At 31.5% G+C, this 20,324-nt stretch carries 18 protein-coding genes; 8 read left to right on the forward strand and 10 right to left on the reverse strand.

Annotation, left to right across the window (positions count from 1 at the left end):
* The first annotated feature begins 206 nt into the window (after window positions 1-206).
* Genes KO361_02245 through KO361_02255 form a run of 3 tightly spaced genes read left to right on the forward strand, consistent with a single transcriptional unit; the run spans window position 207 to window position 2,114 of the window.
* Window positions 207-782, forward strand: coding sequence for a nucleotidyltransferase domain-containing protein (locus KO361_02245; protein MCC7574385.1), 576 nt, complete (start codon window positions 207-209; stop codon window positions 780-782).
* Window positions 757-1,269 carry a HEPN domain-containing protein gene (locus KO361_02250; GenBank protein MCC7574386.1) on the forward strand — a complete coding sequence of 171 codons (513 nt, stop codon included), beginning with the start codon at window positions 757-759 and terminating at the stop codon, window positions 1,267-1,269. The genes KO361_02245 and KO361_02250 overlap by 26 nt, the downstream gene beginning before the upstream one ends.
* A 5-nt stretch (window positions 1,270-1,274) precedes the next feature.
* A complete protein-coding gene (locus KO361_02255) occupies window positions 1,275-2,114 on the forward strand; it encodes an aldo/keto reductase (protein ID MCC7574387.1) in 840 nt (279 codons plus the stop codon).
* A gap of 8 nt (window positions 2,115-2,122) precedes the next feature.
* On the opposite strand, the gene KO361_02260 is transcribed toward KO361_02255, so the two are convergent.
* Window positions 2,123-2,776, reverse strand: coding sequence for a class I SAM-dependent methyltransferase (locus KO361_02260; protein MCC7574388.1), 654 nt, complete (start codon window positions 2,774-2,776; stop codon window positions 2,123-2,125).
* A gap of 110 nt (window positions 2,777-2,886) precedes the next feature.
* Here KO361_02260 and proS point away from each other — a divergent pair, with 110 nt between their 5' ends.
* The gene (gene proS, locus KO361_02265; protein MCC7574389.1) at window positions 2,887-4,359 is read left to right on the forward strand and encodes a proline--tRNA ligase; all 1,473 of its coding nucleotides are present in this window, start codon (window positions 2,887-2,889) and stop codon (window positions 4,357-4,359) included.
* On the opposite strand, the gene KO361_02270 is transcribed toward proS, so the two are convergent.
* Complete coding sequence (locus tag KO361_02270) at window positions 4,346-5,104, reverse strand: 50S ribosome-binding GTPase (protein MCC7574390.1); 759 nt, start codon at window positions 5,102-5,104, stop codon at window positions 4,346-4,348. The genes proS and KO361_02270 overlap by 14 nt on opposite strands.
* 154 nt (window positions 5,105-5,258) lie before the next feature.
* Here KO361_02270 and KO361_02275 point away from each other — a divergent pair, with 154 nt between their 5' ends.
* Complete coding sequence (locus tag KO361_02275; protein ID MCC7574391.1) at window positions 5,259-5,645, forward strand: hypothetical protein; 387 nt, start codon at window positions 5,259-5,261, stop codon at window positions 5,643-5,645.
* Between the two features lie 10 nt (window positions 5,646-5,655).
* Here the strand turns inward: KO361_02275 and alaS are convergent, their stop codons facing one another.
* From alaS to nrdR, 4 genes are all read right to left on the reverse strand, one after another.
* Window positions 5,656-8,160, reverse strand: coding sequence for an alanine--tRNA ligase (gene alaS, locus KO361_02280; GenBank protein ID MCC7574392.1), 2,505 nt, complete (start codon window positions 8,158-8,160; stop codon window positions 5,656-5,658).
* Between the two features lie 63 nt (window positions 8,161-8,223).
* Complete coding sequence (locus tag KO361_02285) at window positions 8,224-10,371, reverse strand: ATP-dependent DNA helicase UvrD2 (GenBank protein MCC7574393.1); 2,148 nt, start codon at window positions 10,369-10,371, stop codon at window positions 8,224-8,226.
* Between the two features lie 91 nt (window positions 10,372-10,462).
* Window positions 10,463-13,840, reverse strand: a complete 3,378-nt coding sequence (locus tag KO361_02290; GenBank protein MCC7574394.1) for a vitamin B12-dependent ribonucleotide reductase — start codon at window positions 13,838-13,840, stop codon at window positions 10,463-10,465.
* A gap of 110 nt (window positions 13,841-13,950) precedes the next feature.
* On the reverse strand, window positions 13,951-14,400 hold the full coding sequence (gene nrdR, locus KO361_02295) for a transcriptional regulator NrdR (protein MCC7574395.1): 450 nt from the start codon (window positions 14,398-14,400) through the stop codon (window positions 13,951-13,953).
* Between the two features lie 338 nt (window positions 14,401-14,738).
* On the opposite strand from nrdR, the gene KO361_02300 reads away from it, so the two are divergent.
* Window positions 14,739-15,053: a hypothetical protein gene (locus tag KO361_02300; GenBank protein ID MCC7574396.1), complete on the forward strand. Its 315-nt coding sequence runs from the start codon at window positions 14,739-14,741 to the stop codon at window positions 15,051-15,053.
* A 26-nt stretch (window positions 15,054-15,079) separates the two neighbouring features.
* Window positions 15,080-15,553 carry a GNAT family N-acetyltransferase gene (locus tag KO361_02305; GenBank protein ID MCC7574397.1) on the forward strand — a complete coding sequence of 158 codons (474 nt, stop codon included), beginning with the start codon at window positions 15,080-15,082 and terminating at the stop codon, window positions 15,551-15,553.
* Here KO361_02305 and metG read toward each other — a convergent pair whose 3' ends face one another.
* From metG to KO361_02325, 4 genes are read right to left on the reverse strand one after another with little or no spacing between them, the layout of a single operon-like run.
* The gene (gene metG, locus KO361_02310) at window positions 15,554-17,668 is read right to left on the reverse strand and encodes a methionine--tRNA ligase (GenBank protein MCC7574398.1); all 2,115 of its coding nucleotides are present in this window, start codon (window positions 17,666-17,668) and stop codon (window positions 15,554-15,556) included.
* A 1-nt stretch (window position 17,669) separates the two neighbouring features.
* Entirely contained in the window at window positions 17,670-18,101 is a 432-nt protein-coding gene (locus KO361_02315; protein ID MCC7574399.1) for a hypothetical protein, read from the reverse strand.
* Between the two features lie 2 nt (window positions 18,102-18,103).
* Window positions 18,104-18,940, reverse strand: a complete 837-nt coding sequence (locus tag KO361_02320; GenBank protein MCC7574400.1) for a hypothetical protein — start codon at window positions 18,938-18,940, stop codon at window positions 18,104-18,106.
* A 9-nt stretch (window positions 18,941-18,949) separates the two neighbouring features.
* A complete protein-coding gene (locus KO361_02325) occupies window positions 18,950-19,573 on the reverse strand; it encodes an METTL5 family protein (GenBank protein MCC7574401.1) in 624 nt (207 codons plus the stop codon).
* A gap of 209 nt (window positions 19,574-19,782) precedes the next feature.
* On the opposite strand from KO361_02325, the gene KO361_02330 reads away from it, so the two are divergent.
* On the forward strand, window positions 19,783-20,274 hold the full coding sequence (locus KO361_02330; protein MCC7574402.1) for a hypothetical protein: 492 nt from the start codon (window positions 19,783-19,785) through the stop codon (window positions 20,272-20,274).
* Window positions 20,275-20,324: the final 50 nt, after the last annotated feature.

Below are 20,324 nucleotides of genomic sequence, written 5' to 3' on the forward strand. Positions count from 1 at the left end.
CAATCACTCATTATGTTTTGTAAGTAATTCTTTTAATCAAAACCGAACAAAGACACGTGTTCGCACATCGCTGTGTAAAAATCATCTCAGTATCTGCAGTTATTACCATTTAGTATCAAATACTCTGTGTTTCTTTTGAAAATCATTTCATCAAAACACATTTTTAGAAAACTTTATATACTAAATGTGGTTAATATTAACCAAATATGGATAATAAGTATAAAGTTGTGCTTTTTCTTGCAAAGAAAAATGAATCATACACTTTGCTAGAATTAAGTAAACAAGTAAAAATTCCTTATACAACGCTTCTCAGAGTAGTTAATAAACTAAACGATGTAACTACGACGATTACAAAAGGCAAGTCTAAATTAATACAAATAAAATGGAACGACATAACGACTTCTATGCTCGTTGTTGCATCTTTTGAAGAAAAAAAAGAATTCTTAAAAAAACATCCATTAATCAAGAAAATATCTGAGCAAGTTCAAGATATTGCTTTAGTTTTTGGAAGTTATGCTAAAGGCACACAAAAAAAAAACAGCGACATAGATTTAATCATAATAAATACTAAAGGTGAGAAGAGTGTTAGTTTTTCTAATTTAGAGATTTTGTACGACATAAAAATAAACCCTATGTTTTTTACAAAAAAAGAATTTAAACTAATGCTTCGAGACAAAGAAGAAAACGTAGCAAAACAAGCACTAAAAAATCACGTATTACTTACTGGATTTAAAGAATTCTGGGAGGAAGTAAAAAATGCAATTTCAAAAAGAAATATATAATGAAAAGTTCAAAAAACTCTTAAAAGAAGATTTAATAGTGAACTCGAATGCTCAATTCAAGATCAAATTATTTTTGAAAAAAGCCGAAAACAGTTATTTAATTGCGAATCATCATAAAACTCAAAAAGAAAATCCTGAACAAATATATTGGTGGCAATGGGCAATCACAATAAGTTATTACTCAATGCTTTATGCAGCTAAAGCAGCAATTCTTCAAAAAGGATACGAAGTAAAAACACACGAAGCAGCAGAAGTTGCTCTTGGACATTTACTCGTACCAAATAAATTAGAACTCGAAGACTTAGAATTATTAAATCAAACACATAAAGCATTCGAAGAAGAATACATAACATATTTTCAAGACGCAAGAATAGAAAGTAGCACCTCAAGATATCAAGCAAGACCATCATACACCGAAAAAAGAGTAACTGAGATATTAAAAAACGCGAAGAAATTCATAAACAAAATAGATAAAATACTTGAGTAATCCATATGATAAATAAAAAACTTTCATGCGGATTTGAAATGCCTGCTTTAGGTATTGGCACTTATTCTTTTGGTGGTGAATATGAACGTGATGAATCTAGAAAAGATGAATGGATTCAAGCAATCAAGGACGCGATAGAGTTAGGTTATACTCATATTGATACCGCAGAAATTTATGGTGCGGTTTTTACTGAGGAATTGGTTGCTGAGGCAATACGAGGCGTTGATAGGTCTAAGCTATTCTTAACTTCTAAGGTTTGGCCCACTAATTTTTCGTACGACTCTGTTTTAGAATCTGCTAAAGCTTCACTTAAAAGGCTTAATACAACTTATTTAGATTTGTATTTGCTTCATTCATTCAACCCAAATATTCCATTAAGTGAAACTATGCGTGCTATGAATGAATTAGTTGATAAAGGCTTAGTTAAGCATGTTGGTGTTTGTAATTTTACTGCTAAGCAATTATTAGATGCTCAGAAAGTTTCTAAAGCTAAAATCGTTGTGAATCAAATGAAGCACAGTTTATGGGTTAAAAACAAGCCTGATATTGAAACCTTTAAGTTTTGTCAAGAAAATGATATCTTGATTACTGCGTACAAGATTTTTGGCAGAAACAAAATAAATAACGATAAAATTGATTTGCTTGAAGAAATGAGTAAAAAATACGAGTTAAGTGTACATCAATTAATGATTGCCTGGGTTTTATCAAAGAAAAACTTCACAACAATCTTTACATCAATGCATAAAGATCATTTAAAATCTAACTTGGATGCTCTAAATGTAAGAATAACTTCTGATGATGTAGCCTTATTAGATGAAGAATTGTTAATAAATAGATTTAACTAAAATTTTAATCATTTTATTCTTTTTGCATAAATTACTCTAATCATCAGATTTGAGTTTCTGCTTTTTACTTGATAGTGTTTTTCAATCTTAAAGTTGGTACTCAATAATTTAGTAAAGTCTTCGTATGAAATAAATGTTGTGTAGTGGCCTTTTTTGTTAATTATCCAATTTCTTTTATTTGGATGTTTAGGAAGCTTCTTATTTTCTTCACAATTACTTATGCTATGAACATAAAAATATCCTCCTATGTTTAAATTTTCTAAAAGTGCTTCTTTATAAGTTTTCCAATAATATCTCCTAATATGATGTAAACATCCACAATCAATAACTACGTCGAACTTATTTTTTGATTCATACTTTAGTATGCTGGAAACTTGAAAGCTAGGATTTACTTTTTGTTTAATAGAATTAATCTTAGCAATTTTTATTGCTGTTTTTGAAAAATCTACCCCTGTTGATTTAAATCCTTTTTTTTGAAAGAATATTGTGTTTTTACCGTTACCACAACCTATATCTAATAAACATCCTCTTATTTTTTTTAATTTCAAAAAATCATTGAATTTTTTAACAGATTCATCTATTTCTTCTGTTTTATATGCTTGATGTGATTCTTTGCTCCAACTATGTTCCATGTATTTTTTTTCAAGTATATCTTTTATCATTATTTAACATAAACAAAGTATTTTTATTTAAATAATCATTGTTTTATGTTTTTTATTCTAATTGTTCATTTTTCAATATTTTTATAAATGACTAGTGCACTCTTGTTCTTATGGGAGCTAATAAACAAGAATTTAGTAAAGGAATCTCTGTGTCTAAGGATGAGAATTTCTCTGAGTGGTACACTGAGCTAATACAGAAAGCTGAGCTAGCAGATATGCGTTATAATGTTAAAGGATTTATTTGTTATATGCCTTGGTCAACAATTAGTATTAAAGAGATGTATAAAAAGTATGAGTCTGCTTTGGAAAAAACAGGTCATTTACCTCTTGTTATGCCTTCCGTTATTCCTGAGAGTAATTTCTTGTTGGAAGCTGAGCACGTTGAAGGTTTTGCTCCTGAAGTCTTCTGGGTTACTGAGACCGGAGATGGTCAGAAGTTGCAGGAAAAACTTGCTTTAAGACCTACTAGCGAGACTGCTTTATATAAAATGTATAGTTACTGGGTTAGGAGTTATAATGATTTGCCGTTTAAGAGGTATCAGTCTTGTCAGGTTTGGAGAGCTGAAGCCACTAAGGCGACTCGTCCATTTTTTAGAGCCAGGGAGTTTCATTGGATTGAGGCTCATAACGTTTTTGCTACTCTTGATGATGCTAGGGCTCAAGTCGTTGAAGATATGAATATTGCTTACGATATTCTTGGTAATGAATTCGCGATTCCTGTTTTGTTTTTTCAAAGACCTGAATGGGATAAGTTCCCTGGCGCCATTCATACTTACGCAGCGGATGCTTTGATGGATTCAGGTAAGGTTTTGCAATTACCTTCTACTCATTTGCTTGGTCAAAATTTTTCTAAGCCTTTTAATGTTAAGTTCATGGATAAGGACGGTGAAGAAAAGCACGGTTTTATTACTTGTTATGGTCCTGCTATTAGTAGGATTTATGGAGCTATGATTTCTATTCTTGGTGATGATCAAGGATTAATTCTTCCTTTTGATTTGGCCCCTAAACAAGTAGTCATAGTGCCTGTTTTGTTTAAGGGTAAAGAAGAACAAATTATTAAGAAGTGCGAGGAATTAAAAGCTTCTTTGGAAAAAGATTATTTAGTGGAGCTTGATTTAAGAGATATTAGTCCTGGTGAGAAATATAATCATTGGGAGCTTAAAGGAGTTCCTGTGAGATTAGAGCTAGGCCCTAAGGATTTGGAAAAGAACCAAGTTGTTTTGGTTAAGAGAACTGATAAGAAAAAAGAGTTTGTTTCTTTGAAGGATTTAAGTAATGTTTTAATTAATATTAAAAAGAGTTACACTAAAGAATTAAGAGATAAACAAATGCAGAAATTTAATGATTACATAGTTGATTGCGATACTATTAGCGACATAAAAAAAGTTGTAGATAATAAGAAAATGGCAAGAACAGGTATGTGTTCTATTGATATGGATTCTTATTCTTGTGCTGAAAAGATAGAGAAGCAAACTGATTCTTTTGTTCGTGGTAAAAAATTTGATGAAGAAAACACGAAGAAGAAATGTGTTGCTTGTGGTAAACCTGCGAGCGTAACTGTTTATGTCGCTAAGAGTTATTGATTGAGCCTTCTTGCCAGTCTTTGAGTATGGTTCTGCTTACTCTGTCGATGTCAGGCAAGTTACCTTTTTTTAAGATTTTTCTTTTTTTTGCTATTAATTCTATTTTTTCTTCTCCTTCTAATTCTTCAGGTATTTCGTAGTATTTTTCTATTAATCCAGGGAATTCTTCTAATATTCTTAGCACTACTAAATCAGGGTCTTTTATTTTGTTGTAATCAACAGTTCCTATCATTGCGTGTTTTTCTTTGTTTTTTTCACTGTAAGGAACCACTCCCGGAGTGTCTAAAAACACTATTTTGTTATCTGCTCTTATTCTTTGTATTCCTTTTGTGAATCCACTGACACTACTAACTCCTGCTGAGCTTCTTCCATTCATAGCATTTATCAAAGAAGATTTACCCACGTTAGGATATCCTAGTACACCTACTTGATAACATGTTTTTTCTGGATAGTGTTGTTTTCCTAGAATTATTAGTTTTTCTCTTAGCATTTTTAAGCCGTGATACTTAGTTGAAGAAACAAATATTGAAGGCTTAAATATTTTTTTTAGGTTTTCCGAGTCTTTTTGTTGTATTAAGTCACATTTTGTTAAAACATATATGAATGGTTTTTTTGTTCTTAATATTTTGTCTTCTACTTCTTTGTTTCTTGTTTCTAAGCTAAGACGAGAATCTATTATTAATAGTAAGATATCTGCTTCTTTAATTACTTTGTTTACCGCGTTCCAAAAGTTAACCATGAACATTAGTAAATTTTTTAATTATTTAAAGTGAACGAAAACAAACAAATCTTAAAAAAACTAATTAATCACTACTTTTAAATAGTTAATTGATAGAAAGATTTATAAATCTGATAAATTTTCTAAAAGCACCCCAAAAAAAAAACACAGAGGTAAAAATATGTTAAATAACGTAAAAAAAACAATAAAAGTAATGCTAAACACAGAATCCGTGCAAAGATTAAACAGAATAAGAGACAATTCAATAGAACAAATGTACGGAAACTTTAGAAACGGACATAATCCAGAAGACATAGTAGAAAAAATAAAATCATACCAAAGATTCGAAAAAGGAATAACACCATCAGAAATAATAACTTATCTAGCTCTAAGAAAAGCAGTGAGTTTCGGAGAAAAACTAGAAACAGCAGATCCTAAATTCATATACAATGCAGGAATGGAAAGAATAAAACTATACACAGACAACATAGTAGAACCACTAGGAATAACTCAAAGAGACATAACAGACACATTCAAAAAACAATACAATAAGTTCCTGAAAAACTAAAAAAAAATTTTTATTTTTTTAAATTCTTTTCAATATCAGCCTTGAATCTTTCAAGAGTTTTAATTAAGTGTTCAGGTTGAGTCTTCAAATTAATAGCTGCTTCTTCTAAGACGTTACCTTTAGATTTTTCTTTACTTTCAAGTTTTAACTCTTGAAGCTTTCCTTTCTTAGATTTTTTCCAAGCCTCAAACAATTCCTGCGCCCTAGAAGGAATCTGTTCTGCTTCACAACCAAGAAGCAATTTTGCTTCATTTATAGTCTGTCTTTCTTTTTCAAAAAAATTCTCAGCAGCAGCACCAGCTATGAATTCAAGCCTTATCACACCGTCCTGAATCTTACTAGTCCTAATAATCTTTATCCTTCCAACATCACCAGTAACATCTAAATGAGTACCACCACAAGCCTCAACATCAAAATCAAGAACATTAACAATTCTTAATTCCTTACCAGGAACCGCGCCACCTTGATAAATACGGACACCATACTGCGCTTCAGCTACGTTACGCTTCATAAAAGATTTGTAAATAGGACGATTCTGCGCGACTACTTCATTAGCCAAATCCTCTATTTTTTTAATTTCATCAGAAGATAATTGTTCATAATGAGTAATATCTAACCTACTCTTCTCCAACGTCTTAGAAGCACCCGCTTGCCAAACATGATCGCCAAGAATTCTTTTTGAAGAACCAGTAAGTAAATGCGTAGCGGTGTGATGCTGAGCCAATTGCATACGCCTATCAAAATCTATTTTACACTCAACAACAACCCCTTCTTTAAAATTAATATTTTTAAGTTCGTGTAAAACAATGTTTCCTTGTTTTTTCACACTAATAACTTCTTCTCCATTAATAGTTCCCAAATCATGAATTTGACCACCACTAGTAGGATAAAAAGCAGTACTATCAAGAATAACAAAATAAGAACTTTGTTTAATAATCTTTATCACGTTAGCTTTAAAATGAACCAAATCATAATGATTATAATACAAAATCTTTGTATTATTAACACCTTCTAATTCGAATTTCTCCTCAACAATTAATTCTTTTTTTTCAGACAATGCGTGCTTCTCAGTGATTAAAGAATAAAAATTATCAGGAATCTCAACAATTACTCCTTTCTTCTTAGCTTCTTCCCTAATAACTTCAGGATCCACGCCGTTACTATCATACACCTCTATTAATTTATCAACAGTTATTTCTTTCTGAATAAGTTTCTCAACTAATTTTTTGTTTCTCTCCTTACTTTCATCATATTTTTGTTTTTCAACCAAAAGAATCTTCTTTACATGACTTAGATTATTTGATAATTCAGGAAATAAACTCTTCAAAGAAGAAGCATGCCACTCACAAACATCACCCAAATCTAAATCCCAATTATTTTCATCAATGAATCTTAAAGCTCTACGAAGAATCATCCTTAAATTATAACCTCCTTTAACATTAGAAGGAAGAGCACCATCACTTATTGCGACTAACAAACTCCTAGAGTGCTCAGCAACTGAATACAAAGCTCTTAAAGGTAATAATTTATTTTTTAATTCATCAACACCCATACTCATTCTCTTAGCCACCAAGGACCAAGAATCATTCATATTATCAGATTCATCCATGTTCAACAAAGAACCAAAAGGTAAATACTTCTTCAAAAATACTTCGTCGCGTTCAACACCTGTTTTTTTAATTAATTTATTCATCACATCAGGAAAAACAGCATCATAAATAGTGCCAGAACCTTGAGAGAACCAAGCGATGCGCTCATGACCCATACCCATATCCAAAACTTTTAATTTAAGATTCTTAGGACCATCAAGCGTTTGTTCAAATAACATATAAACTTGATTAGCTAATTCCGCGCCGCGACAAAAGAACTCCATGCAAGAACCAAAATTACCACCACCAGCCCAAGCATCTTCATGAATCAACAATTCTTTCTCAGGAATACCAACAACTATGATGAACCAATCAAGCAAATCCTTAAAATATTTATCTTGATCCCAATCCTGCTCAGACATAAACGCGTGCTGACCAATCATAACGAACCCTGTATGATGAGACATAGTTATACCCACGTTATCAACATCATTAAACCTCAAAGAAAATTGAGGAACAACTAAAGGATTCGCAGGAGGATCAACATCACCATTCACAACGTAAGGCTGAAAATCATAAATGCTAGCCTGAACAAAATCCGTATCTTCACGCCAACGAGCAACCACTGAATAACGAGGAATAGGCGTATACCCCCTAGAACTCATAAAATCAGAAAATTCTTTCCAAACCTGAACATAAGACATATTCTTATTAACAACGAAATCATCAAAGAACTGAAAACCCCCACTACACGAAGGCTCACCACACAAAGTCCTTTCTAAATCTTTAGTCCAAAAATAAACACCACAAGAACAATGCTTACGAACAAAACCCTCCTCAACAAGTTTCTTAGTTGGAAAATATTCATCAGGATTCTTATTAACTTCTAATTTGAATTCTTTCTTGACTTGCTTATCCGGTTTCACATAATCACCTAGTATTTAATAAAAGAAAACTTTTTTGTTTTTATATGTTACTATAAAAACAAATTAAGAATACTTAGCGATTAAACTTAGTAATTCATCTCCGAACTTCTTTATTTTCTCAGAACCAATACCTTTAACAAGACCTAGTTCATCTACATCCAAAGGAGCTTTTTCTATTAATTCTAGAAGAGTAGAATCATGAAAAATAGTAAAAGCAGGAATTCCTAAAGAAATACTCTTATTTTTTCTCCAAACCTTTAACTCTTCTAAAAGTAACAACTTAGCTTTATTATTCAAACGAGAATCAACAAAAGACTCCGATAAAACATCTTTTTTTCCTTTATCACTAAACATGAACTTAGCAGATTTACCTTTCTCAGCCAATAAACGCATCTCAGAAGAAATAAAATAAGAAGGATTTTTACCCGAATAAGTCATCACGAGTTTTTTCTTAGCCCTACTAACAGCTACGTAAAACAAACGACGCTCCTCTTCTTCTTTATCATAATCCTTAATCTTAATAAGCTCAGCAACAGGGTGCTCAGAAGTCTTACAAGGAAAATTCATAGAGTTACAACCAAGAACAAAAACTAATTCAGATTCTAAACCCTTAATTGCGTGAACCGTAGCCAAAGTAACTTCTCCTTTCTTAGCATCAACTTTCTTAATTTGTTCATCACTCTTCACAACGTGAGAAACATTATTATTTTTAAGAAGCCTAGAAAATTCATTAAGCGTCTTATTAGTGCGAGCAAGAACAAAAATTTCTTCTCTAGGAATTTCAGAACCTAGAATTGCTTGAAGAACAAATAAATGCTCTTCTTCCTCTGACTTAAATTTTAAAAGCTTCAAAAAACCTTCTTCTTCCAACACAGATTCTAAGTCAGGCATATTCAATTTTTTAATCGCCAAATTCATAAATTGAACCAACAATTTTTGAGAACGATAATTTTTTCTTAAAAAAATAACTTCTACATCATCATGACTTTGTTCAAATTCCATTATGAACTTAATATCAGAACCACGCCAACCAAAAATAGATTGTCTAGGATCACCAACACAAAACAAATTCTCAGAATTTAACAATTCAACCAAATCCATCTGAGAAGAATTAACATCTTGAAATTCATCAATTAAAATATGATCAAATTCAGGAACTAAAGAAGAATTATTTCTAAAAAAAGATAAAGCATCAAGTAACTGATCAGAAAAATCACGAAGACCCCTCTCAGCCATGTATTCCTCTAATTCTTTACAAGTATTATACAGTAATTGAGCGCTTCTTAAAGAACTAGAAGGCGCATCCTTAGAAAAATCAACTAATCCACCTCTTGCCTTAAAAGTATCCAAAGCCAAAAAACAATCATTCATGAATATGGCTGCTAATTGATCATCAGTTTTACCGCGTCTTTGAGCATAAGAAAAATAAATACTTAAAGCATCTCTTAAATTCAAACCTTGCTCTTGCAAAGCCCTCCTAATACCAACAATTTTATCTTTAAAAGACATAACCCTTACGGGCTTATCATAAATCAAATCGTTATGCAATCTTAAAACTTTTTCACAAAAAGAATTAAAAGTTTCAACCCTAGCATTAGTAATTCCTGAAGATTCTAATCTATACATCATTTCTTGTCTTGCTTTCCTAGTAAAAGTAATCGCTAAAATCCTAGAAGGATTAACACCCCTGTACTTAATCAAGAATTCCACTCTCTTAGTTAAAACCCTAGTCTTACCAGAACCCGCACCCGCGACACAAACAACGTTCTTAGAAGGAGTAACCACTGCTTTTTTTTGTTCATCATTCAAATCTTTAAGAAAAAAATCAAAATTCTTAAACAATTCTTTCTCAGAGCTTGAAATAAAAGTTTTTTGATTATTAGAAAAAGCCAATTTTCGTTTAAAAAAAGTAGGCTTACGAAGCTCATCAACACCCTTCACAGAAATCTTTAAGACCTTAGCATATTTGTTAATAGTACTAAAAGAGATTTGTTCAATGAAACCATGCCTTATCAGAGAATCAACAACCATGCTTAATTCTTCTTTAGAATAAGCCAAATCACCAAAACAATTTAATTCATGCAATTTATTACGCTCAACAGAAGGATTATTAATATCACCAATTAAAATATCAATCAATAAATTTTTCCCAACATTAAAAGGAACCTCTTTTAAAGCTCTCAAAACAAGTAAATAATCTTTTTCGTCCATAAAATCACTCTAATAAATAAAAGGATTAGAAAAAACCTTTTTAATGATTGCGCATAAATGACTAGTGCAAAAAAAATAAAAAAAAAAGTTCTTAAGAGCAACCAGTAGTATTGCCACAATCTTCACAAACAGCACAACTACCACTTCTCTTAAGCTTCATAGATCCACAACCAGAACATTGCTCACCAGTATAACCCTTAGATTTAGCTTCATAAACCTCTGCTTCTTTTCCAGATATTCTTAGTTGTCTTTCCTTCGAAGGCTCAGGTAATTTAGTATCTGATTTAGTATCTGAAGCCTCCATGGTTTTAACGTGGACAAAGTCCTTTCTACCAAGATACTCATAACCAAGAGTTCTAAACACATAATCCAATATGGACGTAGCGTTTTTAATCACAGGATGACCCATAACCATACCTGCGGGTTCAAATCTTGTAAATGTAAAAGAATCCACGAATTCTTCTAAAGGAACACCATACTGCAATCCCTTAGATATAGCTACTGCGAAACAATTCAATAAAGCACCATAAGAAGCGCCTTCCTTGTAAGTATCAAGGAAAATCTCTCCTAAAGAACCATCTGCATATTCGCCTGTTCTAAGGAAAACTTTTTGACCACCAACAACTGCTTCTTGAACAAAACCCGTGCGCTTAGCAGGCATCTTTTTTTGCTTAAGCTTATACACAACTTGCTCATGAATCTTCTTACTATCAACAGTTTCATCAATGTCATCAGATTGCTTAAGCAACAATAATTCTGCATCTTCCTCAGAAGACGAACTAAGCGGTTGACTAAGCTTACACCCATCCCTGTAAAGAGCAACTGCTTTAACCATTAATTTCCAAGCATCTTTATGAGCACGAGCAACATCATTAATACTAGCATGCTTATCCATGTTAATAGTTTTACTAATAGCCCCTGAGATAAAAGGTTGAACCGCAGCCATCATTTGAATATGACCTGAATAATTAATGAATCTTTCACCAGTTTTACCACATCTATTCGCACAATCAAACACAGAAATATGCTCTTGCTTAAGATGAGGTGCCCCCTCAACAGTCATAGTACCACAAACATACTTCTCTGCTTTAGCAATATCTTCTTTAGAAAAACCAAGAGCTTCCAAAACATTAAGCTCAGGCTTATTTATTTGCTCATCAGTGAAACCAAGCTCTTTAAGAGCATCATCTCCTAGAGTCCACTTAGTGAAAGCATATTTCAACTCAAAAACAGTTTTAAGCTGAGACTCAACTTTTTGAATAGCCACGTCAGTGAAACCTTTTTCTTTTAAAGATTCATGATTAATACCAGGACTATCTTTTAAAGTCCCACTACCAACACAATAAGTAACTATTTCTTTAATTTCTTGATCATTATAGCCAAGAACTTCAAGAGCAGAAGGAACTGATTGGTTAACAATCTTAAAAAAACCTCCCCCAGCTAACTTTTTGAATTTGACTAAAGCAAAATCAGGCTCAATACCAGTAGTATCACAATCCATGACTAACCCGATCGTGCCCGTAGGCGCAAGAACAGTTACTTGAGCGTTCCTATAACCATACTCTTCACCCCAAGATAATGCATTATCCCAACAAGAACGAGCATGTTTAATCATATAATCAGGACAAGCTTCAGGACTTAAACCAACAGGCTTAATAGTTAAACCTTCATACTCAGAAGGCTTAGCATTATACGCTGCGCGTCTATGATTTCTAATTACACGAAGCATATCATCTCTGTTATTATCATATCTTGAAAAAGGACCTTGAGCTCTAGCAAGTTCAGCAGAAGTAGTATAGCTCTGACCACCCATTATAGCAGTAATAGAAGACGCAAAACCTCTTCCTTCCGGACTATCATATGCTAAGCCCATCCTCATCAATAAAGCACCAATGTTAGCGTAACCTAAACCAAGGGTTCTGTACAAATAACTCTTTTGAGCAATTTCCTTACTAGGAAACTGAGCCATCAAAACAGAAATCTCTAAGACAGTAGTCCATAAACGCACCGCGTGTTTAAACTTATCAACATCAAACATCTTGGTACCTTCATCATAAAACTTAGTCAAATTAAGACTGGCCAAATTACAAGCAGTATCATCCAAGAACATGTATTCAGAACAAGGATTACTAGCATTAATTCTTCCATCGTTAGGACATGTATGCCACTCATTTATAGTATCATCAAATTGAACACCTGGATCCGCACTCATCCAAGAAGAATAATTAATCAAATCCCAAAGCTTAGAAGCCTTAATTGTTTTGTGAACCTTACCATCAGTTCTTCTAAGTAAGTGCCAATCATCATCTTTATGCAAAGCTTCAAAAAACTTGTTAGGAACACGAACAGAGTTATTACTGTTTTGTCCAGCAACAGTCAAATAAGCTTCAGATTCATAATTAGAATCCATAACTAAAAAATCAATTTCTTTTTTATCTTGCTTAACAAGCATCAAAGCACGCTGAACATAATTAATAGAAACATCAGCATCAAGCGCTTTTTTAACTGCTTTTCTTAAAACAGCATTTTCTTTAAGATTAACTGATTTCTTTTCATACGCAATTTTCATTATGTTATTAAGATGATTCTTACAAGTAATACTACCTTGAACAAGCGCAGCTACTTTTTGTTCTTCTTTCATCTTCCAAGAAACAAAATCTTCAATTTCTGGATGATCAAGATCTAAACAAACCATTTTAGCAGCTCTACGAGTAGTACCTCCTGATTTAATAGCACCAGCAGCCCTATCAAAAACAGTTAAAAAAGATAACAAACCAGAAGATTTTCCACCACCAGATAAGTGTTCGCCTTTACCTCTAATCGTAGAGAAATTAGTACCTGTGCCAGAACCATATTTGAATAATCTTACTTCCCTGGTTATTAAATCAAATAAGCCACCTTCATTCACTAAGTCATCTCTTATTGTTTGAATAAAACAAGCATGAGGCTGTGGCCTACTATAAGCATCTTCTGATTTTCTGACTTCACCACTTTCAGGATCCGCGTAGAAATGACCTTGAGGTTCCCCTCTGATGCCATAAGCAGTAAATAATCCTGTATTAAACCATTGCGGACTGTTAGGCGCGCACATTTGATTAAGCAACATATACACTAATTCATCATAAAACGCGGCCGCATCATTATCTGATTTGAAATAACCGTAACGAACACCCCAATCAGTCCAACAACCTGCTAATCTATGAACTACTTGTTTAACGCTACGTTCAGGACCGAGAACTAATTTGCCATTTTCATCAACAGCGAATCTGCCTTCATCAGTTATTTGAGGAACACCTTTTTTTCTTAAATATTTTTGAGCCAATATATCCGTAGCCATTTGGCTCCAAGAAGAAGGAACTTCTACTTGTTTTATTTCATAAACAACTGATCCATCATTATTCTTTATAATTGAATCTTTGTATGTATACTCAAATAATTCATAAGGAGACTTTCCTTCATGAGTAAACATTCTCTTAACTGATAAACCCTTATCAGAAAAAACCGCGTTGGTTATGTTGTCAACAAACTTCTTACCGTACACATTGTATTTTTTTTCATCCATTCATATTCACCTAAACACTACTTCGAATCAAGCTTTTCCAGCTCTTTTCTAAACGACTCAATGTCTTGAAAATCATTATAAACAGAAGCAAAACGTATATAAGCGACTTGATCAAGTTTTTTTAATTGCTTAATAATAATTTCACCTATATTCTTTGTTGTTACTTCTTTTTTTGTATTAATCCTTAATTTTGATTCAACTTTTGAAGCAATAGCCTCTATTTGTTCTTGAGTAATAGGTCTTTTTTGACAAGCAATTTGCAATGATTTTATGACTTTTTGTCTGTCAAAAATTTCTTTAGTACCATTCTTTTTTAGTATCATTATGTTAATAAGTTCTATTTGTTCATAAGTTGTGAAACGTTTTTCGCACTTCAAACATTCCCTTCTTCTTCTTGTAATGTCTTCTTCTGTTTCTCTGGTTTCTAAAACCTTAGTTTCTGGATAGCTACAAAATGGACATTTCATTTTTTTATCAAGGAGCAAACACTAAAAAATATAAGAGCAAAAACCTGAAATGTTACTACATATAGGTTAAAGCTAATCTTTGAACACTACCCCTAGTGTTTAAACAAGTTCACAAGAGGTTTATAAATTTATCTGTTATTTCATACTATGTTTTGTAAAACATCATTTTTTTATACATATTAAATGATATGCTTTCAAAAACTAATTTCAAAAAATAACAAACCTAAGAAAAGGGTCTGAAAGGCTTCAAATTATAAAAGATTTATATATTAGTTTAATTTACAACTATAAAGGAAGGCACAAAATTAGCAAAAAGCTTTTCTGTGGGGTGAAGCACAGTGGATGAAAACATAGAACTAGGCGGAAAAATATTTTTATCAGGATTTAAGAATCTGAAAAGAGATGAATTACTAATAGCGAAAAAACTCATAGGGAGCTACGCTAGAAAATTCGGAGACGGACTAAAGAATTACGAATCATTAAATCTGCACTTAAAACCAGTACACAAAACTACGCCAGACTCTGAAAAATATGAATTACACATAAAATTAATTCACGATGGTAAAACAACCAACACAGAAGTAGTAGATCATAACGTGTTCGTATGCATAGATTCAGCACTTAAAAAAATAGAAGAACAAGTAATAAGATAACTTTTTTTGTTTTTATTAAATAAAAAATGAGAATAAAAATTCTAAAAGAAAACAGAATTAATGAATATTCTAAATTAGCAAGAGAAACAATCTCAGAGTCAAAATACTACAATGAAAACGCAAAAAAATCAGAAATACAAAAGTTAGGAATAAATCAAATCAAAAAAGATCTTAAAAACAAAAACAACATTTTCATATACGTAGAAAATCAAAAAGAAATAATAGCATTCTGTAATGGATACAAAGAACATGGATTGTTCTGGATAAATTGGATAGGTGTGAAAGAAACACATAGAAAAAAAGGCGTAGCAAAAAAAATAATACATTATTTAGAAGAAGAAATGAAGAAAAAAAATATTCACAAAATATGGTTTGATACACTAATAAAAAATGAAGAATCAGTTCAATTAATAAAAAAACTAAAATATAAAAAAGTAAGCACATTAAAGAATCATTGGTACAACCAAGACTTTTATCTCTGGGAAAAAATAATAAACTAATTACTTAACTCTTCCCTTTAAATTCTTATCAACAATTATTTCAGCACCAATTAATTTTACGCCTTCAGCACTCACACCTTTATCATCAACCAATAATTCAAATTCAAAAAATTCATCAATACTTATCTCTTTGTTTTCTGATTCAACACCTTCAAAATTCAAATAAGTACCAGGCTCAGCATTAGGACACTCTAATAAACCAACTTTTTTACCTTGAGAAACAGCGAGAAGCATACCTTCACTTAAAACACCTCTAAGTTTAGCAGGTTTAAGATTAGATACAACTATTATTTTCTTACCCACTAATTCCTCAGACTCATAATGACCTGCCAAACCAGAAACAATAGTTCTTTCTTCATCACCAAAACTAATCTTCTCAACAAATAATTTATCAGCATCAGGATGCTTAAAAACTTCTTTAATCAAAGCAACCCTAAACACAGGCTTCTTTAAAGAATCAAGATTTTTCTTCGCAACAACTTGCTTACCAGAATACTTATCAGATAAAGACTTTATGAAATCATCATCAACTTTTTCAAATAAAGGCTTAACTTCACCAATCTTATGATTCTCTAAACTCTTACCCAAATCATTAAAAGAATCAAAATCGCAATTTAATTGAGAAAGAATATTCTTAGAAGTTTCAGGCATAACTGGTTGAATCAATAAAGCCAAGTCTTTAATAACATTAACCAAAACAGTCAAATCATTCCTAGCAACACTTGGCTGTTCCTTTATTTTTTTCCAAGGCTCATTCTCTTGAAAAAAATGATTTGCTTTCTTAGATAAACCCATTATAGCCTTAATAGCTCTTTTAAGTTCTATATCTTCATAAAAACCAATAATTTCTTTTATTTCAGCATCATAATTCCAAGAATTAGTAATTTTTCCAACCTCGCCATCACAAAATTTATTCACAAAAGTCAAAGTTCTATTAACCAAATTAGCAAAATTACCAACAACTTCATTATTTAACTTATCTTGAAAATCCTTCCAAGCAAAATTAGTATCAGTTCTTTCAGGTCTGTTCATCATCAAATAATAACGCCAAACATCCGCAGGAATACCTGAATCCTGAATGTTATCCCCAAAAATACCTACCCCTCTAGATTTAGAAAACTTATCATCTTCATAATTTAGATATTCATTCACACTAAGCGTATCAACTAAAGTGTACCTATCATTCGTACCTATAAGAGATGCAGGAAATAAAACTGAGTGAAAAGGAATATTATCTTTTCCCATGAATTGAACAAGCCTAGTCTCATCAGGCGTTTTCCACCAAATCTCCCAATCAGATCTATTAGCCTTAGTTATAGCTATGTAACCAATAGGCGCGTCGAACCAAACATAAAAAACTTTTTCTTCGTAACCCTTAAGAGGAACAGGAATACCCCACTTTAAATCACGAGTAATAGCTCTTTCTTTTAAACCTTCTTTTAACCAAGAATTAGTTGTAGTTATAGCATTCTCAGACCAAGAATTTTTTGTTTTAATAATGTGTTTCTCTAACAAAGATTGTAATTCTTGAAGCTTAATGTATAAATGCTTAGTTTTTTTAAGAACAGGCTTAGAACCAGTAATTTTAGACCTAGGATTCTTTAATTCCTTAGCATCCAACAATTTCCCACAATTATCACATTGATCGCCTCGAGCGTCATTAAAAGAACAAAAAGGACAAATTCCTTCAATGAACCTGTCAGATAAAAACTTTTGAGCTTCAACATCAAAAAATTGTTCTTCTTCTTTCTCGATCAAAAAATTATTTTTATAGAGTTTAAAAAAAATGTCTTGAGTTATTTCTTTATTCTCAGGACTGGAAGTTCTACCAAAACAATCAAAGTCGCAATTAAACCAATCATAAACTTGTTTATGAATCTTAAAAAAATAATCAGTAGCTTCTTCAGGAGTCATGTTCATTTTTAAAGCAATAGCTTCAGTAGTAGTTCCATGTTCATCAGTACCAAGAACTGATAAAACTTTTTTTCCTCGTAAACGAAGAAACCTAGTATAAACATCTGCACTAACAATACAAACCATGGTTCCTAAATGAGGAACATTGTTAACGTAAGGCAAAGCACTAGTTACTAAAATCTTTTTTTCTAACTTAATCACCTCATAAATCCTCTACATCAATAGTTTTAGTTTTTTTCTTTTTTGGTTCTTTCATCTTCTTAGTTATAGGTATCTTAACTTTACAAGAATCACATTCAAAAACAAAAGACTTAACGCCTAAGAATGACTTTCTCTTAAAAGGAATCTTTGTTTTACCTTCATGATTACAAGAACCACAAACATAATCAACACATAATTCTAAAGAAGATTCATACTCATCAGCAGGAACTTCATGATTACAAGAACCACAAACATATTCTTTTGCACGAATCTTAGGTCTCTTAGTTTTAGAATCAATAGGCTTAGTCATTAATTCTTTTTTACACTTAGGACAAAGTTCGCGAAAAGCCCAAGCCCTAACACTTCCTTCAGGAGTTTTTCTTCTAGTAAAGTAAACGAGTTCATTCATATCTTCAGGTTCTCTTAATTCCATGATTATTCCTCCAACGATTTCTTTTTTATCTCAATAGAGATTGCTTTCTTTAAAGTTCTTATATAAAGCGGACAATTCAAATACTCTAATTCGTGTTCTGCGCAGAACTTTATTAAATTTTCCTTTTCTAAATCAGATGAAAATCCGACAAATATATTAATTGATTCAGCAGGATTTAAAACATCAAAATTTTTTGCTATCAAAATTTTTTTCAAACTAGAAGAATACTCAACCCATTTTTTTTTCTTAACATCAAAATTTTTAAGAGCCCATAATAATTCTTTGAAATCTATTTTTTCTCCTGAACCTGAATAAAAAGAATTTTTTAAAAAAAGTAATTCTTTAAAAACAGAATCGTCATCACATGCTATGAACGCACCTCCTGAATTAATAGATAAAGGTTTGTGTTTTCCAAAACTACCAATTATAAAATCTCCTTTTAAAGAATTAACATCACCAATAGAACAAACAACGTCATTAACAACCAATGCATTAATGTTTTTAAAATCATCATAAAAACTTAAAGGATCAGAATAAGCATATCCAGGATTAGTATTTATTATAATTAAAGAATCCTCTAAGAAAGGAAACTCTTCTTTAATTAAAACGCCTTTATTCATAGGTGCTTTAATCACTTTCAAACCAACCTTGTCACCTGATTTTTCATAAGTGTACCAACCACCTTCTTCTTGAAGAATAAGATTCTTAAAACCTTTATTTTTAGAATAACGCATAATTAATTCAGCAGCGTCCCTACACTTATCCATAAAAATAACACGCTTCTTACCAACAATGCTAGTTAATAAAGAAACACATTCAACAAAATAATTCTCATCCACAAATAACACCTACTTAATTCTTTTGCCTAAAAAACCACTAATTTCTATTATTTTAACTGGTTTGTCGTGATGCTCAAATAATTTCTTTAAATGATACTTGAAATCAAATACATCCACTACTTCAAATTCATTATCTTCAAAATATTTAACAACGTAATCTTTCGTGCTAGTCTTATGAATACTTAGAACATTATCTGATAAAGAAACTGCTTTATTAAGAAAAGTAGTATCAACGTTTTTATTCTTAGTACCAAAAGGAGGATTCATAATCACAAAATCAAAAATTCCTGTGATACTAGAAACATCTCCTTGAATTATTTCAAAAGAAGGCAATTCATATTCTTCTTCTACGTTCTTAATATTTTTTTCAAGAATCCTAATAGCTGAAGAATCTTTTTCTAAGAAAACAACTTTTTTAGCACCTAAAAGTAAAGCTCCAATACCTAGAATCCCTGTGCCTGCACCAAGATCAATAACTACTTTATCTTTAATTAAATTACGCATATGAGACGACCACAATAGCTCAGCAGCGACTTCTCCGCTTGTAGCATACTGTTCTAATCCAATAATAGGATTACTAAAAACTAATAACTTAGACAACATCCTAGATAAGTGTTTTAATGACATATTCATAAGAAATATTGAATGCTTTAAATAGATTAATATTAAAAACCGTGCTAAAAAAAATAAAACACTTAAAAAAAGCCAGAATTACTGCTTAGTGATTAAACAACGTTGTAAAAAAAAGCTGATTTTAATAAACACAAATCTTTAAAAAAAGACAATAGTTACCATTAAATAAAGTGTTTGGGGTAATAAGTGCAAAAAGTGAAACAAAGAAGTTGAAAGATTTTCAAACAGGAATAAAATCCGCGTTTGACGCAGTAAAAATGGAACTAGATGAGCACTTAGATTCTATAAATCACAGCACAAGAGAAATACAATCAATCTATGATTACATGAGTGAATTAGATGCTAAAATAGAGAAATTAAACGAACGAATAGACGATATGCAAATGCTAATAAATCCTGAACAACAAAAAGAAGAACCTATAAACTTAACCAACAGAGAACAAGAAGTATTCTTAGTGCTTTATTCAGAAGAAAAAATAATAATAAAAGAAATAGCAAAAAAACTAGGATTCACAGAAGAAATGGTTAATAAATATATATATAACTTAATATCAAAAGGAATACCTGTTCTGAGAGAATACAACGAAAAAACAGTTTCATTCTCCCTAGACCTAAAATTCAAAGATTTACAAGCAAAGAAAAACATTCTGAACATAAACGAATCAATATCTAAAGAAGTCCTAGCAGAAAAAACACTTTGAAACAATTCTAAAAATGTTTAATAGTTAATTTTATAAATTAAACAATGTTC

It is taken from the genome of Candidatus Woesearchaeota archaeon (genome assembly GCA_020854775.1).
Taxonomy (GTDB): domain Archaea; phylum Nanobdellota; class Nanobdellia; order Woesearchaeales; family 21-14-0-10-32-9; genus 21-14-0-10-32-9.

Bases quoted from the DNA above. Each gene is read 5' to 3' on its own strand.
- KO361_02245 (MCC7574385.1), top strand. From the start codon at position 207: ATGGATAATAAGTATAAAGTTGTGCTTTTTCTTGCAAAGAAAAATGAA.
- KO361_02305 (MCC7574397.1), top strand. From the start codon at position 15,080: ATGAGAATAAAAATTCTAAAAGAAAACAGAATTAATGAATATTCTAAA.
- KO361_02275 (MCC7574391.1), top strand. From the start codon at position 5,259: ATGTTAAATAACGTAAAAAAAACAATAAAAGTAATGCTAAACACAGAA.
- KO361_02270 (MCC7574390.1), bottom strand. From the start codon at position 5,104: ATGTTCATGGTTAACTTTTGGAACGCGGTAAACAAAGTAATTAAAGAA.
- KO361_02255 (MCC7574387.1), top strand. From the start codon at position 1,275: ATGATAAATAAAAAACTTTCATGCGGATTTGAAATGCCTGCTTTAGGT.
- KO361_02250 (MCC7574386.1), top strand. From the start codon at position 757: ATGCAATTTCAAAAAGAAATATATAATGAAAAGTTCAAAAAACTCTTA.
- KO361_02325 (MCC7574401.1), bottom strand. From the start codon at position 19,573: ATGAATATGTCATTAAAACACTTATCTAGGATGTTGTCTAAGTTATTA.
- KO361_02315 (MCC7574399.1), bottom strand. From the start codon at position 18,101: ATGGAATTAAGAGAACCTGAAGATATGAATGAACTCGTTTACTTTACT.
- nrdR (MCC7574395.1), bottom strand. From the start codon at position 14,400: ATGAAATGTCCATTTTGTAGCTATCCAGAAACTAAGGTTTTAGAAACC.
- KO361_02285 (MCC7574393.1), bottom strand. From the start codon at position 10,371: ATGGACGAAAAAGATTATTTACTTGTTTTGAGAGCTTTAAAAGAGGTT.
- KO361_02290 (MCC7574394.1), bottom strand. From the start codon at position 13,840: ATGTTTACTCATGAAGGAAAGTCTCCTTATGAATTATTTGAGTATACA.
- proS (MCC7574389.1), top strand. From the start codon at position 2,887: ATGGGAGCTAATAAACAAGAATTTAGTAAAGGAATCTCTGTGTCTAAG.
- KO361_02260 (MCC7574388.1), bottom strand. From the start codon at position 2,776: ATGATAAAAGATATACTTGAAAAAAAATACATGGAACATAGTTGGAGC.